Annotated in this window: 13 protein-coding genes; 4 read left to right on the top strand and 9 right to left on the bottom strand. The window is 32.6% G+C overall.

Going from position 1 to position 14,776, the window contains the following annotated elements:
• Positions 1–58: 58 nt before the first annotated feature.
• The 7 genes from pncB to ychF all read right to left on the bottom strand — a co-directional run bounded on the left by pncB (position 59) and on the right by ychF (position 6,781).
• Positions 59–1,234, bottom strand: a complete 1,176-nt coding sequence (gene pncB / locus SD960_RS13745) for a nicotinate phosphoribosyltransferase (protein ID WP_318803959.1) — start codon at positions 1,232–1,234, stop codon at positions 59–61.
• A 98-nt stretch (positions 1,235–1,332) separates the two neighbouring features.
• The gene (locus SD960_RS13740; protein ID WP_318803957.1) at positions 1,333–2,310 is read right to left on the bottom strand and encodes a transglutaminase domain-containing protein; all 978 of its coding nucleotides are present in this window, start codon (positions 2,308–2,310) and stop codon (positions 1,333–1,335) included.
• 3 nt (positions 2,311–2,313) lie between these two features.
• Positions 2,314–2,838 (bottom strand): NAD(P)H-dependent oxidoreductase, encoded by a 525-nt coding sequence (locus tag SD960_RS13735; protein ID WP_318803956.1) that lies wholly within the window; start codon positions 2,836–2,838, stop codon positions 2,314–2,316.
• A 110-nt stretch (positions 2,839–2,948) separates the two neighbouring features.
• Positions 2,949–3,863: a YihY/virulence factor BrkB family protein gene (locus tag SD960_RS13730; RefSeq protein ID WP_318803954.1), complete on the bottom strand. Its 915-nt coding sequence runs from the start codon at positions 3,861–3,863 to the stop codon at positions 2,949–2,951.
• A gap of 116 nt (positions 3,864–3,979) precedes the next feature.
• Positions 3,980–4,657 carry a hypothetical protein gene (locus SD960_RS13725; RefSeq protein WP_318803951.1) on the bottom strand — a complete coding sequence of 226 codons (678 nt, stop codon included), beginning with the start codon at positions 4,655–4,657 and terminating at the stop codon, positions 3,980–3,982.
• An 8-nt stretch (positions 4,658–4,665) separates the two neighbouring features.
• Complete coding sequence (locus SD960_RS13720) at positions 4,666–5,343, bottom strand: TIGR02117 family protein (RefSeq protein ID WP_318803950.1); 678 nt, start codon at positions 5,341–5,343, stop codon at positions 4,666–4,668.
• 343 nt (positions 5,344–5,686) lie between these two features.
• Entirely contained in the window at positions 5,687–6,781 is a 1,095-nt protein-coding gene (ychF, locus tag SD960_RS13715) for a redox-regulated ATPase YchF (protein WP_115847615.1), read from the bottom strand.
• A 321-nt stretch (positions 6,782–7,102) separates the two neighbouring features.
• Between ychF and SD960_RS13710 the strand changes: the two genes are divergently transcribed.
• Together SD960_RS13710 and SD960_RS13705 are read left to right on the top strand one after the other, a co-directional pair.
• A complete protein-coding gene (locus SD960_RS13710; RefSeq protein WP_318803947.1) occupies positions 7,103–9,814 on the top strand; it encodes a TonB-dependent receptor in 2,712 nt (903 codons plus the stop codon).
• A 79-nt stretch (positions 9,815–9,893) separates the two neighbouring features.
• Complete coding sequence (locus tag SD960_RS13705; protein WP_318803946.1) at positions 9,894–10,640, top strand: class I SAM-dependent methyltransferase; 747 nt, start codon at positions 9,894–9,896, stop codon at positions 10,638–10,640.
• Positions 10,641–10,673: 33 nt separating this feature from the next.
• On the opposite strand, the gene SD960_RS13700 is transcribed toward SD960_RS13705, so the two are convergent.
• Together SD960_RS13700 and SD960_RS13695 are read right to left on the bottom strand one after the other, a co-directional pair.
• Positions 10,674–11,846 (bottom strand): hypothetical protein, encoded by a 1,173-nt coding sequence (locus SD960_RS13700; RefSeq protein WP_318803945.1) that lies wholly within the window; start codon positions 11,844–11,846, stop codon positions 10,674–10,676.
• 156 nt (positions 11,847–12,002) lie between these two features.
• Complete coding sequence (locus tag SD960_RS13695; protein ID WP_042564137.1) at positions 12,003–12,353, bottom strand: 4Fe-4S dicluster domain-containing protein; 351 nt, start codon at positions 12,351–12,353, stop codon at positions 12,003–12,005.
• A 135-nt stretch (positions 12,354–12,488) separates the two neighbouring features.
• Here SD960_RS13695 and SD960_RS13690 point away from each other — a divergent pair, with 135 nt between their 5' ends.
• Together SD960_RS13690 and serC are read left to right on the top strand one after the other, a co-directional pair.
• Positions 12,489–13,559, top strand: a complete 1,071-nt coding sequence (locus tag SD960_RS13690; RefSeq protein WP_318803943.1) for an acyl-CoA reductase — start codon at positions 12,489–12,491, stop codon at positions 13,557–13,559.
• 93 nt (positions 13,560–13,652) lie between these two features.
• Complete coding sequence (gene serC / locus SD960_RS13685; RefSeq protein WP_318803942.1) at positions 13,653–14,723, top strand: 3-phosphoserine/phosphohydroxythreonine transaminase; 1,071 nt, start codon at positions 13,653–13,655, stop codon at positions 14,721–14,723.
• Positions 14,724–14,776 lie beyond the last annotated feature (53 nt).

Below are 14,776 nucleotides of genomic sequence, written 5' to 3'. Positions count from 1 at the left end.
ATTTTAAAATAATACAGACTTTAAAAGTATAAAATATCAGTTCTAAAATACAAAAATACTATCTTATTCCCAGAACTTCTTTTGCCAAAGCAATCATTTCGGGAGTTCCCGTATTTTTGTTTTTTTCGTCAGAAAGTTTTACGACGCCTTGCCAGTGTAAGTTGTCAGCTTTAGTTTCGGTTAATTTTATGACCATATTCATTGGCGGTAAACCAACGTCGTTTGTAAAATTAGTACCAATGCCAAATGACATTTTAATTTTGTCTCTGCAAAAATCAGCAATCGTTTTTACTTTATCAAAATTAAGCGAATCCGAAAAAACAATAGCTTTGGATTTTGGGTCTATTCCCATTTTTGTATAATGAGAGATGACTTTTTGAGCAAACTCAACAGGATCGCCACTATCGTGCCTTACACCATCAAAAAGTTTAGAGTATTTTTTATCAAATTGATTGAAAAATATATCTGTTGTGTAGGTATCTGTTAAAGCGATTCCGAGGTCACCGCCATAAACTTGCGTCCAATGTTCGAGACTTATCGAATTTGCCATTTTAAAACCATATTGTGCGGCATGAAACATAAACCATTCGTGTGCGTGAGTTCCTAAAGGGCGTCTGTTGTTGAGCATGGCAAAATGAACATTGCTTGTACCAATGAAACTTTCTGAGCCAAAAGTTCGCAGTGTTTCATTGACCAAAACATGTACATCGTACGAATGACGTCGTCTTGTACCAAATTCTAAAACAGAAACTCCTAATTTATTATAGTTGTCAATCTTATTTTTAGTGAGCGTTTTTATAGCATCATCATTCAGTCGAATTAAGTGATTTGATTTATAAAAAAGTTCGGAAATCAATGCCATTAAAGGTACTTCCCACAAAATGGTTCGATACCAAAAACCTTCTACAACGACTTTAACTTCTGAACCTTCCTGAGTAATTTTAACTTCTGAAGGATCAAAACTATAGCCCTGTAAAAAATCTAAATAAGTAGGATCGAGATACGGACAATAATGCGATAAATAATGTTTTTCATCTTTTATTAATCGCAAATCTGCCAGTGCGTCAACCGATTTTCGAAGTAAATCTGCAAAACCTTGCGGAAAAACATGTTTACCACGATTGATAAATCCATAACGTACTTTAGCCTTTGGAAAAAGTCTGATTACGGCATGCTGCATCGTAAATTTGTAGAAATCATTATCTAAAATCGATTTCAAAAAAGTTGTTTCCATAAGGCAAGTGCTATATTTTTTTTCAAATCCGTAACTGCTAAGATACGCCAATTCGGTAAAAGAAGAAAATGATATAAATCAACTTTGCTTAAAAATCCTTACTTAGAAACCACTTTAAATGCTGCAATACTATTTGTGTCTACAAAAAAAGTAATATACTCTCCTATTGTATTGTCAAAAGTTATCTGAAACTCTAAACCGCCTTTTCTTTCTCTTCCGTTAGTGATTTTAACGGGTTGATTTCTTTTATTTAAATAATAAAACTGATCTGATTTTGAAATATTTTTGATTTCAAAAGTGATTTTATCGCCATTTCTTACTTCAATTATACCAGAATCCGGCGATTTGATTTTATAATCTTTCTCGATGGTTTTATTATAAATTAAAGGTCCGTTCAGGAAATCTTCTTTGCTTAATTTATCTCCCAAATAAGATTCTGAATCAGGAAAATGTTTGGAAAAAAAGTAATCCGGATCTGTATCAAAATAAACAGCCGAAAAGTCATTTACCATTCTTCCTTTACTGCTGTCATAATAGCCTTGCCCCCAGGTAACGTCTATTAATCTCCATTTTTTATCAATCAAAACCATATTCCATGCATGATTTGAAGTCGTATTTTTTCGGCCAATATCAACTAATCGGGTCTTAGAATCTCCGCGAACAATTTCACACTTAATTCCAACCAATGAAGCCAGACGTTGATACAAAACCGTAAAACCTTCACAAACCGCTTTTTTAGACTTAAATGCTTTTTCAACCATTTGATCATTCAATGCCTGAATCTTTCTTTGTTTTTCGGCTTCTGAACGATAGCTAAAGCCCTGCGCTTTTGGAGGATTTAAAAAAGCAGCATAATCATACCTTACGTTATAGGCAATCCAGCTATAAATTGCTCGCGCCTTGTCGTAATCAGAGGTAAAATCCTTTTCGATTCTCTCTGCCAATTTTTCGGTTGTACTAAAACTTTTTGGGTATTTTAAAACGATGTTATCAACTGCATTATATTTTTGTGCAAATGAAGAATACAGGAAAATAACATTTATAAGGAATAAAAAAACAATCTTTTTTGGTGTCATAAATTAGAAACAATCTTTTATAATATCTTTTAATTCTTTGTCTAATTCGGCGTTAGAAATTTGATTTTTTTCTAAATCGAAATTAGCATTGAAGGCCGGTAACGAAAATGTAGCTTTTATTTCGGCTCCATATCTTGGCAAAGCATTACGCGCAATTTCTAAAACAGAAGCTCCGCCTCTTGTACCTGGCGAAGTTGCCATTAGTAACATTGGTTTTTGCTGAAAAACTTCTTTGGTAATTCGGGAAGACCAATCGAATATGTTTTTAAAAGCTGTTGAGTAGTTGTTATTATTTTCAGCCAAAGAAACGACTAAAATATCTGCGCTTGCCAGTTTGGCTAAAAACGCTTTTGCTTTTTCATGCTGACCGATTTCTTTCTCTAAATCGACGCTGAATAATGGCATTGCGAAGTCATTTAAATCTAAAACTTCAACTTCTCCATTTTCAATTAAACCTGCAGCATAAGTTGCCAGTTTTTTATTGATTGATTGTTGGCTATTACTTCCTCCAAAGGCTATAATTTTCATATTGTGGTATTTATGTTATATTCTGACAGCAAAGTTCTTGCCACAGATTAAATCTTAAAGATTAAAAATATCATAAGAAATCTTTACAATCAATGAAATCTATGGTAATATTATTTTTCTATTTCAAAAATCTCTTTCTGTATTTCTACTGAATATTCATTTGGATAAATTTTTCCTCCGTATGACTTAGCGTAGACTTTGGTAAATTCTGCCCCAAAATACAGAATTATTGCTGAATAATACACCCAAACCAAAATAATAATTACAGAACCCGCCGCACCATAAACTGATGCCACTGTAGAGCTTCCTAAATAAAATCCGATAGCAAATTTACCAATCATAAAAAGAACAGCTGTAACGGATGAACCGATAATTGCATCTTTCCATCTTATTTTTCCGTCTGGCAATGTTCTGAAAATAATGGTAAAAAGAAGCGTAATACTAGCCAAAACAATAAAAATATTTACAACGTAAAACAAATAAACAGTGCTTTCCGGGAAGTATATTTTTAATCGGGTACTTACCAAATCAAGAGTTGTATTTACCAAAAGACTGACAAGCATTAAAAACCCAACGGACGCAATCATTGAAAATGACATTAATCTGTTTTGTATGAATTTTTTAAGGCCTTTATCTGGTTTTGCTCGTAAACCCCAAATAAAATTAATAGAACTTTGTATTTCTGCAAAAACCCCCGAAGCACCTATTAGTAACATTACAATACCAAAAACGGTTGCAAAAACATTACTTCCGGAAAGTTGTACGTTTTTTATAGCTTCCTGAATCTGAATTGCTGCTTCATTTCCAACCATCTCGTTAATCTGCCCGTATAATTGTCCCGTTACTGCTTCTTCACCAAAGAAAAAACCGCAAATTGTTATAATAATAATCAATAATGGCGGCAATGCAAAAATGGTATAATACGATAATGCTGCACTAAGTTTAATAGCGTTGTCATCATTAAATTCTAGAAAGGTATTCTTGAGAAGAAACCACGTTTTGGAGAATATACTTTTAATTTTCACGATACTTCGATTTTTGGATATTCTCTCAAATTTAAGCAATAAGTTAAAATTTTGAATTGTCGCTTTCTGAGCAAATTTTACATTTTTACCATGTTTATTCTTGAAATTAATACCACTTATTTTGAAACTTTTGTATACTCGCGATCATTACCAATTTTTTTAGTTTTTAAAATATTTTTGAATTCTTTTCGCGTTGGTTGTATTAGATAAGAAAGTGAATCTAACATTTTTCCTTTTATAGCTGTAACTGAATCTAATTTTTGCAAGTCTTCTGGTAGATAAATACTCTTAAATTTAAGAACATTTTTTTCTAATGATATCATTTCTATTTCCCAAAAAATAGAATCTCTCGTACTTAAAACTAAATAACCTTCAATACGTTTTACTTTCTGATTGTATGATAATCTATATAGTGTATCCGTAATTTTCTGAGACACTTCTATAGAATCACCAACTATCTTTATATCAAACTTATTTTTAGTGTCCTTGGTTATTAATTTTCCATCAACAAGATCATATTCAGATTTTAATGAATCCATTTCTTTTCTATCAACCTTAAATTTAAAAAAGTATTCCCTTAAAATTCTATCTGATTCAATTCTTAAAAAAGTAGAATCCGGGCTCATATATAATCCTTTAAATTTAGAAGGGAAACTATTTAATTCAGAATTATTTATTGGTTGGGGATTCTCAAAGTAAAATGATAAACTTCCATAAGGTTCGGCTGCTGCATCAGCTTTTCTACATGACGTTGATACAACTATTATAATCAGGATTAAAAATATCTTTTTCATAAGAGATCTTATTTATAATGACAAAAAATCCCTTTATCATAAACCGTCCATAAACTGGCTTTTTGATTAGCGGCTTTCAAAGCATTATTCGCCCAGGTGTTACAAGTGTAAAACAGACTGTAACTTCCTTTTGCTTCATAAAAAGCATCTTTTCTTCCGTAGCTGTGTCCTTCAATCCACTGGGGATTTGTTGGGTTACTAAAACTGTCTGAAATATAAGAAACCAGTTTTTGATAGTTTTCTTTAGAAATTAAAATTCGTTTACAATCTTCACCTTCTTTTAATTGTTTGAAAAATGTAGTGTGCATCGCTGATGAACTTACACCAAATGTAGCTTTTAAGGCTGTGCTGGCTTTTAAGTCTGACCATTCGGGCGTGTCGAGATAAAAACCTTTATCGCCCCATCCAAAAGCTATAAAATTCATTAAAGAATCTTTGGATTGTGTCTGGCTAAACTGAATTTCTTTTCGCCAGTCTTTTATATCATTTACTACAGGAACAACAATATCTGTATGAACGCCATTGGAAAGAATGTAAATTGGAATTGTTTTTTGCTGTTTAATCAAATCGATATTTGAATTAACAGTGATTTTAGAAATCAGAAAAACGGATAGTACATATAAAAGGAGAAAACTGAAGATTCCGAAAAGTGTCCAGCTTAAAAATTTAAAGGTATTTTTTAGCATTTTGGTTTTATTGTTTTTGGTTGGTTAAAAGTATACTTTTTTCTGATAACCAATTTTTGAGCCAAAAAATTAAACTTCAAATTTTATTTGTTTTTAAATACGGATTGTGGTGAAAATAGAACGCAGATGACGAGGATTCGCTAAAGCGAAAACAAAGATTTACACGGATTTTTATTTTTTTATGTTATATGCATTTTTTGTCATTTCGACCGGAGGGAGAAACCACAAACTTCATCTTAATCTTAGGTTAGAGCATAAAAAAAACTGCTGAATTTCTCCAGCAGTTCAAGTCTATTCTCTTTATTCTTTATTCTATTCTTAAAGTTCTATTCTCAAAAAAAAGTTAAACGTTGAAACGGAAGTGCATTACATCACCATCCTTAACAATATATTCTTTTCCTTCTACTTTGAATTTTCCTGCTTCTTTTGCTTTTGCTTCAGAACCGTACTGAACGTAATCTTCGTATGAAATAACTTCTGCACGAATAAATCCTTTTTCAAAATCAGTATGGATAACTCCGGCTGCCTGAGGCGCTGTAGCTCCAATATTAATAGTCCAGGCACGAACTTCCTTTACACCCGCTGTAAAGTAAGTTTGCTGTTTTAATAATTTGTAAGCTGCACGAATTAAAACTGATGCTCCCGGTTCTGTTAATCCCATATCTTCAAGGAAAACCTGACGCTCTTCGTAGCTTTCTAATTCTGTAATATCAGCTTCTGCTCCTACTGAAAGGATAATAACTTCAGCATCTTCGTCTTTTACTAATTCACGAACCTGATCTACATATTTATTTCCATTTACGGCTGAATTTTCATCAACATTACAAACGTATAAAACTGGTTTTGCAGTAATCAATTGAAAAGATTCCATTAAAACTTCTTCATCATTACCTTGAGGTACAACAGTACGAGCTGATTTTGCCTGTAATAAAGCCTCTCTGATTCTGTCTAAAAGTGCTTTTTCTGTCTGTGCTTCTTTATTTCCGGTTTTAGCGGCACGATTTACTTTTTCCAAACGTTTTTCAACGGTTTCTAAGTCTTTCAACTGTAACTCGATATCGATAGTTTCTTTATCACGAATTGGGTTTACATTTCCGTCAACGTGTACAATATTATCATTATCAAAACAACGTAAAACGTGAATAATAGCATTACACTCTCTGATGTTTCCTAAAAACTGATTTCCAAGTCCTTCACCTTTACTCGCACCTTTTACCAAACCTGCGATATCTACAATATCAACAGTTGCCATTTGCACGCGTTCTGGTTTTACCAACTCTTCTAATTTGTTAATTCTTGGATCCGGAACGTTAACAACACCAATATTAGGTTCGATTGTACAAAACGGAAAATTCGCACTTTGTGCTTTTGCATTCGACAAACAATTAAATAAAGTCGATTTTCCAACATTTGGTAATCCTACAATTCCTGCTTTCATATGTAGATAATATTTGTTTTTTACTTGATTTTATCTCTGTCAGACACCGTAATTATTGATTTATATATCAAATATTTAGCTTCTGATTTGAACGTTTTTTCTTCTTTTTAATTTTTTGCTAAAATGATAGATTTTAGGCTTAAAATTTTGCAAATATAAGATTTAATACCTCTTAAGTAAACAAAAAATGACGATATATGTTTTTTTACGACTTTTCTTAAAAAAAATCAAACTTTTTTATAATGTTTTGTTAAATAACGCTATTTTTATCACAATATTTAACAAACCAACATACAAATTTTAACCAAAATTAGATTAAACATGAAAAAAATTGCAATTCTATTATTTCTATTTAACACGGTCGTCATTTTTGCACAACAGCAAATTTCTGGTGTAGTAAAAGACAACACAGGCAATCCACTGCCAGGTGTTAATATTGTCGAAAAGGGTACTAATAACGGCGTGTCTACAGATATTGACGGATCGTATAAAATTACAGTTAAAGAAGGGGCTTCATTAATTTTTACTTACATGGGGTACAACAGCGTAACCAGGCTGGCAAATTCTCCTCAACTTGATGTTGTTTTATCTGAAGAAGGAGGACAAAATTTGGATGAAGTTGTTGTTACAGGTTCCAGAACCGCGGCCAGAAGTAACACAACAAGTGCTTTACCTATTGATGTTTTATCCTCCAAAGATTTAACAGCCACAGGACAAGCCACATTTGATAAAGCTTTGCAGTACAAGATTCCGTCTTTTAATACGGTACAGACTCCTGTAAATGATGCTACATCATTACTGGATCCGTACGAAATTAGAAACATGGGGCCGAGTAGAACTTTAATCCTTATTAATGGTAAACGTAAAAACTTAAGTTCTTTACTTTATGTACAAACTTCTCCGGGACGTGGTGAAACGGGTGCAGATATCTCTGCGATTCCTACAGACGCGATCGAAAGAGTTGAGATTCTTCGTGATGGAGCTTCTGCGCAATACGGATCTGATGCGATTGCAGGTGTTATGAACATTATTTTAAAGAAAAACAGAACAGATGGATCCTTAACTGTAAGAAGCGGAATTACTTCTGAAGGTGATGGAGAAATGTTGGGCGTGAGTTTAAACCAGGGAACTACTGTTGGCGAAAAAGGCTTTTTGAATTATACTCTTGATTTTTCTAAAGTAAATTTAGCTAACAGACCCGGAACAGTTGATGCTCAGGGTGAAGCAAATGACTTTTTAGACGGATCACCAGCTGCCGTTGCAACCGTAAATGAATTCTTAAGCAGATATCCTGATGCAAGAAACATTAATGGTTCGCCTGAAACAGCTGCAGCAAAATTCCTTATTAATGGTGGAAACGAAATTAGTGATAATACAAGTTTGTATTATAATGCTGCTTATGTTTACAAAAAAGTAAATTCATTTGCCAATTTCAGAACTCCTTATTGGAGACCATTATCTGATGATCCTTATTTGAATGATTTCTTTGGAAATGGTGATGACGTAAATCCTTCTTATGATGGATATGGCCCAACCTTTGAAGGAGATTTAAGTGACTATAATGGTACTTTAGGTTTTAAAACCGTTAAAAATGGATGGAACACAGACGCAAGTATAACAGTTGGTGGTAACAAACAAGTTTATTCGGTAAACAACTCAGTAAACAGATCTTCGATTCTTGATGCAGACGGAAACAATGTTTACAGAGAAAACAGCCCAATTTCGTTTAAACCAGGAGGAACATCTTTTAATCACCTGGTTGGAAATATTGATGTTTCTAAAATTATATCTGACAAAATCAGTATTGGTTTTGGTACTGAATTTAGATCTGAATATTTTACTGTTATGGAAGGTGATAAAGCTTCTTGGGATGGTACGGGAGCTGACTCATTTGCAGGAAACAGACCTGAAAATTCAGGAAAATGGAACCGTTACAATGTTGGTGTTTATCTTGATGTTGCTTATGATATTACAAAAGACTTCTTAATAAACGGAACAGTACGTCATGAAGAATACAGCGATTTTGGTGGTGCAACAGTTTGGAAAGCAAGTACAAGATATAAATTTCTTGATGATAAAATTACCTTGAGAGGATCTGTTTCTACAGGTTTCAGAGCGCCAACTTTACACCAAATCTACACTCAAAAATCACAATATTCATTTGTAGCCGGACAAGGAATTCAAATTAGTGGTATTATCAATAACGTTTCTCCTCAGGCGCGTCAATTAGGAATTCCACAATTAGATGCTGAAAAATCAACTAACATAACTGTTGGTATTGGTGCAAAACCTTTTACAAACTTCAATTTTACAATTGATTACTATAATATTAAAGTAGAAGACAGAATTGTATTAGGAGACAGACAAGATACTGAGTTTGGAGATGTGGCTTGGTTTTCTAACTCATTCGATTCCAGAACTTCTGGTTTAGATGTAGTAGCGAATTACAATAATATTGGAATTGGTGAAGGTAAATTAGGATTTAACGTATCTGGAAATATTACTTTAGATAATAAAAGAATTTCTCCTGTAACTAACAATTCATTCGGAGATATCTTAAATTCATTGACTTTTACTTCAAGACCTGAGACAAAATGGATTTTTGGTATAAACTACGAAATTGGTAAATTCGGATTTTCTTTAAATAATACTTATTTCGGAAAAACTACTTTTAATCAGGATGGTTTAGCTACAAATGATCCAAATGCACCAGTTGGTTCTGCAGAATATTTAGCAGCTAACCTAAAAACAGAATTTATTCCTAAAATTGTTACTGATTTAGGCGTGAATTTTAGTGCTACCGAAAAACTTACAATTGCATTAAACGTAAACAACTTATTTAATGTTCTGCCTGAATGGAAATTCGTAGCAGAAAATGAAGCCGGAGCAGCATTATTAGCAGATCCTGCACAAACTAAACAACAATCTAACTTACTTACATTTAACCAACGTTATTCAAGAATGACTTATGATGGTTTCCATTTCAGCCAGTTAGGAACAATGTTTAATTTATCTGTAAATTATAAATTCTAATTCACATTTGGTTAATAACGCTAAAGGGCTGTCGTTATGACAGCCCTTTTTTATATTTTTATATTAAAATTTTCAAATTATGGCAAATTTATATGATGGAAAAATGGCAGCGATATACGATGCAATGTACCAGACTTTTGTTGATTATGATGAAGAATATGCTTTTTACAACACGCTAATTCAGGAAAACAAAGCTTCTAGCATTCTTGAAATTGGAAGCGGAACCGGAAATCTTGCTAAAAGATTCGACCAAAACAATCAAAATTATCAGGGTTTGGATTATAGCGACGATATGATTGCAATAGCCAGACAACGAAATTCAAATTGCTCTTTTACTCAGGGTGATATGCGTGATTTTAAACTTGACAAGCCTGTAGATGCTGTTTTAATTACAGGAAGATCTACAAGTTATCTCATTACAAATGATGACATGAACAGAACTTTTGATTCAATTTATAAAAACCTCAATGATGACGGTGTTATCATTTTTGATTTTATTGATGCCAACAGGTTCATTCCTTTTACCAAAGAAAACCCAATTATCACGCACGAAGCCAAGTACGAAAATGTCAATTATATCAGAGAAAGTCATTGGGATACCAATAATTCCTTAGAAAATTTTATGCTCGAATGGACTGCTCAATATTACACTTTGGTGGATGGCAAAAAGGAAATTATAGAAAATGATTTTTCGACCGTTCGGGTTTTTACACTCAACGAAATGCAGCTTTTTTTATATTTAAATAATTTCGAAATAATAAAAACTATTGACCGAAAAACGTATGCCTATGATACTTATGTAATTGTAGCTAAAAAAAGAACATAAAAAATCCCGGGTTTCGAACTCGAGATTTTTACTTTACATTTTAAATTCTAATCCTTCTATTAAAGTTTTTTCTTCTTCAGTAGCCGTAAATCCAGATAAATCCCAATACTTGGTCAGAATTTTGTTCTGCTTATTAAAAAGTGTTTTCTCTTTAAAAACATCACTTTCTTTATAAGTAAAGTTTTGTCTATTAAAATTTGTGGTGATAAAATTATTTCGAATCTGAATATTTTTTTTAACCTGATCTTTTAAAATAAGATCATACGCAATTTCTTCATTTGAGCTTAGTAAATAATAATCTTCATCATCAATTCTGTACGTTACTTTAACTTGTGATCTGGTAACATTCTTTGAACCTTCTTTTGTTTGCTCTTCTATTTGAGCAAGATTACCAGGTTTTATACTAATAGTAAACTCTACGATTAACTTTTTTGTTGGATCGTAAATAATTTCAAAAGTATCCAAAGCCTTTTTAGATTTATCCAACGGTGTTACAGACATTATATAATAATCCTTATTATTTGGATGTCCTGTTGTTGTAAACTCGTATTCTTTCTTTGTTTTTGAATCTAAAAGAGGATCGAAATATTTTAAATTTGAATAATTCTCCATAATATTATTCAAATTATATCCCATTAAATCGGCAGAAACATCATTTTCCAGCAATCCATAAGATCTGTTTTGCTCTACTAATAATGTTGTTGTTGATTTTTTTTGATCGCCTTCAAATTGAAAATTGACCAATCCGTCATTATAATAAGAATATTTATTATCCAGCATAAAAAACTCTCTTACATAGACTTTTAATCGGTAATTATTGGCTAATTTCTGTCTGGAATTAGAAACAATTTTTTGAAGATTTTTTTCTGGTTTTTCTTTAGATACTACAATTTCTTCTAATTTATTGTTGCTGTTGTTGTTTTTAAGATAAACAACAAATAAATCCGGTTTTAAAGATCCCCAACGAAGGGTCACTTTCTCGTAATTGGTCTCCGAAACCTGAACATTAGACCCACCTTCCAATTCAAAAGTTACCTTTCCGTCCTGATTACTTATTAAGGTTTGTTTCGTTTTCATAATCAGCACAGTTGCATTTTCTATTGGCAATTGTGTTTCAATATCTTTTACGACAATAGAATACTCCACTTTTTGAGCAAAAATGGCAGTGTTAACGAAAACAACAAATAAAAGCAGCAGTCCTCTCATAGGCAATTATTTAAATATTGCCATCAAATTAACAAAATAAATCATTATAAATAGCATAATACATTATAAAAATAATAAAAAACTTATATTTCGTAAATAAAAAAATCCTGAACAGCTAAGTTCAGGATTTTTTGATCTTTAAATTGAATAAAGATATTATTCTCCGTGCAAAAACGCTTGTCTATTCAACAAGGTTTCTTCATCTTCTACGTGGTTATCATCTGGTACACAACAATCTACAGGACATACAGCAGCACATTGAGGTTCATCATGAAAACCTTTACACTCCGTACATTTTCCAGGAACAATATAATACACTTCGTCAGAAATTGGCGTTTGAGCATCATCTGCATCAACCTCAGTTCCGTCTGGTAAAATTACTTTTCCTTTAAGACTTGTTCCATCTTTATATCTCCAATCATCGGCACCTTCATAAATTGCTGTATTAGGGCATTCTGGTTCGCAAGCCCCACAATTGATGCATTCGTCAGTTATAATTATTGCCATTTTTTTCTTGGTTATGAGTTAAAAGTTACAAGTTGAAAAATAATAATGTGAAGATTTTATTCTGCTTTGTCTTATAACTTAATATAGCTTATTTTTGTGCAAAATTACAATCAAAACTCTTCATAAACAAACATTATGACATTAGAAACAAAAAAAAGTGTTTTTGTTGAATTAGGAAAATTTCTGAAACAATTTTCTGAAAACGATACAATTAAAAAATCGGATGTTCTGCATAACGATTTATTTTTTGATGATTTCGAAAAGCTGATCTATTTATCACAATCTCATAATGGATGGTATACACCTGAACAAGTGTATTTTGCAGTACAATCATGGGCAGATGCGCTGACTGAAGAAAATATCAACAAATGGCTTTCGGCATATTCCTTTGACACTCAGGATAACAAAAACGAGAAAACAGTCGCGCTAATTTTAGCCGGAAATATTCCATTGGTAGGTTTTCATGATTTTCTTTCCGTTTTAATTACCGGAAATAAAGCTTTAATCAAAACTTCGTCAAACGATCAGCACTTATTGCCTTTTTTAGCCAAATATTTGATTGCCGCTGATGAAAGCTTAAAAGACAAGATCACTTTCGTGGAAGGCAAGCTGGAAAATTTTGACACCGTAATCGCCACCGGAAGCAATAATACAGCCCGATATTTTGAATATTACTTTAAAGATAAACCATCAATCATTCGAAAAAACAGAAATTCGGCAGCCGTTTTAAACGGAGAAGAAACACATGAACAATTAGAAGCGCTGGGCGAAGATATTTTCAGGTATTTTGGTTTGGGATGCCGCAATGTTTCTAAACTTTTTGTTCCGAAAGGCTATTCATTTGATGCTTTTTTTCAGGCTATTTTTAAATATCAGGATGTTATTCACTACGAAAAATACGCCAATAATTACGATTACAATAAAGCAGTTTTTTTAATGAGTAATTTCAAATTACTGGACAATGGTTTTCTTACTTTAAAAGAAGATCCGAGTTACGCATCTCCTATTTCCAGTGTTTTTTATGAATTTTATGAAAACATCGAAGAGCTGCAAAATCGTCTTACAACTGATTCCGAACAAATTCAATGCATCGTAAGCAACGATTTAATTAAAAATAGTATTCCGTTCGGAGAAACACAAAATCCTCAATTGTGGGATTATGCAGATAACGTTGATACTATAACGTTTTTGTTAACAACAAAGTAAAAAAATGTTTAATTATTTCGAATAATTTATCGCTTTTTCAGCTCCTATTGCCGAAATTTGCATCTTTAAAATTTCCGACTATTAACAACAACCATGAAAAAACACAACTACAGCGCAGGACCAAGTATCTTACCTCAAGAAGTTTTTGAGAAGGCATCAAAAGCAATATTAAATTTTAATGATTCAGGACTTTCTATTCTGGAAATTTCGCACCGAAGCAAAGATTTCGTTGCAGTAATGGAAGAAGCTCGCTCCCTTGCTTTAGAACTTTTAGAACTTCAGGGAAAAGGATACCAGGCATTATTTTTACAAGGTGGCGCAAGTACAGCATTCTTAATGGCTCCGTATAATTTAATGAAAGAAAACGGGAAAGCTGCTTATTTAGATTCAGGAACATGGGCAACTGCCGCTATAAAAGAAGCTAAATATTTTGGAGAAACTGTTGTTGTAGCTTCTTCAAAAGAAGAAAACTACAACCATATTCCAAAAGGATACACTATACCAAGTGATGCTGATTATTTTCACTGTACAAGTAACAATACCATTTTTGGAACTCAAATGAAAGAATTTCCAACAACAAATGTACCTGTTGTTTGCGATATGAGTTCAGATATATTTTCACGCAATTTGGATTTCTCTAAATTTGATTTAATCTATGCCGGTGCTCAAAAAAATATGGGACCTGCAGGAACTACTCTTGTGGTTATTAAAGAAGAAATCTTAGAGAAAAACGGAAGAACAATTCCTAGCATGTTAGATTATGCTAAACACATTAAGGGAGAAAGTATGTACAATACGCCTCCGGTTTTTGCTGTTTACGTTTCTTTATTGACTTTACAATGGATTAAAGAAAAAGGTGGAGTTGCTGCTGTTGAAAAATTAAACGACGCGAAAGCAGATTTACTTTATACTGAAATCGACAGAAACCCATTATTTAAAGGTGCAGCAGCAGTAGAAGATCGTTCTAAAATGAATGTTACTTTCTTATTAAATAACGCTGATCATACAGAAACTTTTGACGCTTTATGGAAAGCCGCAGGAATTTCAGGATTACCTGGACACCGTTCTGTGGGTGGATACAGAGCTTCTATTTACAATGCTATGCCTATCGAAAGTGTTCAGGTATTGGTAGATGTAATGAAAGCTTTAGAAAGTAAAGTTTAATCGTTTTATGGTTAATCGTTAATTTGTTAACTGTTTAATCGTAAAATATTTCC

Origin of the sequence: Flavobacterium sp. MMLR14_040 (assembly GCF_033657265.1) — a bacterium.
Lineage (GTDB): Bacteria > Bacteroidota > Bacteroidia > Flavobacteriales > Flavobacteriaceae > Flavobacterium.
This window is presented reverse-complemented; position numbering and strand designations above follow the sequence as displayed.

Coding starts and splice junctions, on each gene's coding strand:
- ychF (WP_115847615.1), bottom strand. CDS start 6,781: ATGAAAGCAGGAATTGTAGGATTACCAAATGTTGGAAAATCGACTTTA.
- SD960_RS13700 (WP_318803945.1), bottom strand. CDS start 11,846: ATGAGAGGACTGCTGCTTTTATTTGTTGTTTTCGTTAACACTGCCATT.
- SD960_RS13735 (WP_318803956.1), bottom strand. CDS start 2,838: ATGAAAATTATAGCCTTTGGAGGAAGTAATAGCCAACAATCAATCAAT.
- SD960_RS13710 (WP_318803947.1), top strand. CDS start 7,103: ATGAAAAAAATTGCAATTCTATTATTTCTATTTAACACGGTCGTCATT.
- SD960_RS13740 (WP_318803957.1), bottom strand. CDS start 2,310: ATGACACCAAAAAAGATTGTTTTTTTATTCCTTATAAATGTTATTTTC.
- SD960_RS13720 (WP_318803950.1), bottom strand. CDS start 5,343: ATGCTAAAAAATACCTTTAAATTTTTAAGCTGGACACTTTTCGGAATC.
- SD960_RS13690 (WP_318803943.1), top strand. CDS start 12,489: ATGACATTAGAAACAAAAAAAAGTGTTTTTGTTGAATTAGGAAAATTT.
- SD960_RS13725 (WP_318803951.1), bottom strand. CDS start 4,657: ATGAAAAAGATATTTTTAATCCTGATTATAATAGTTGTATCAACGTCA.
- SD960_RS13695 (WP_042564137.1), bottom strand. CDS start 12,353: ATGGCAATAATTATAACTGACGAATGCATCAATTGTGGGGCTTGCGAA.
- pncB (WP_318803959.1), bottom strand. CDS start 1,234: ATGGAAACAACTTTTTTGAAATCGATTTTAGATAATGATTTCTACAAA.
- SD960_RS13705 (WP_318803946.1), top strand. CDS start 9,894: ATGGCAAATTTATATGATGGAAAAATGGCAGCGATATACGATGCAATG.
- serC (WP_318803942.1), top strand. CDS start 13,653: ATGAAAAAACACAACTACAGCGCAGGACCAAGTATCTTACCTCAAGAA.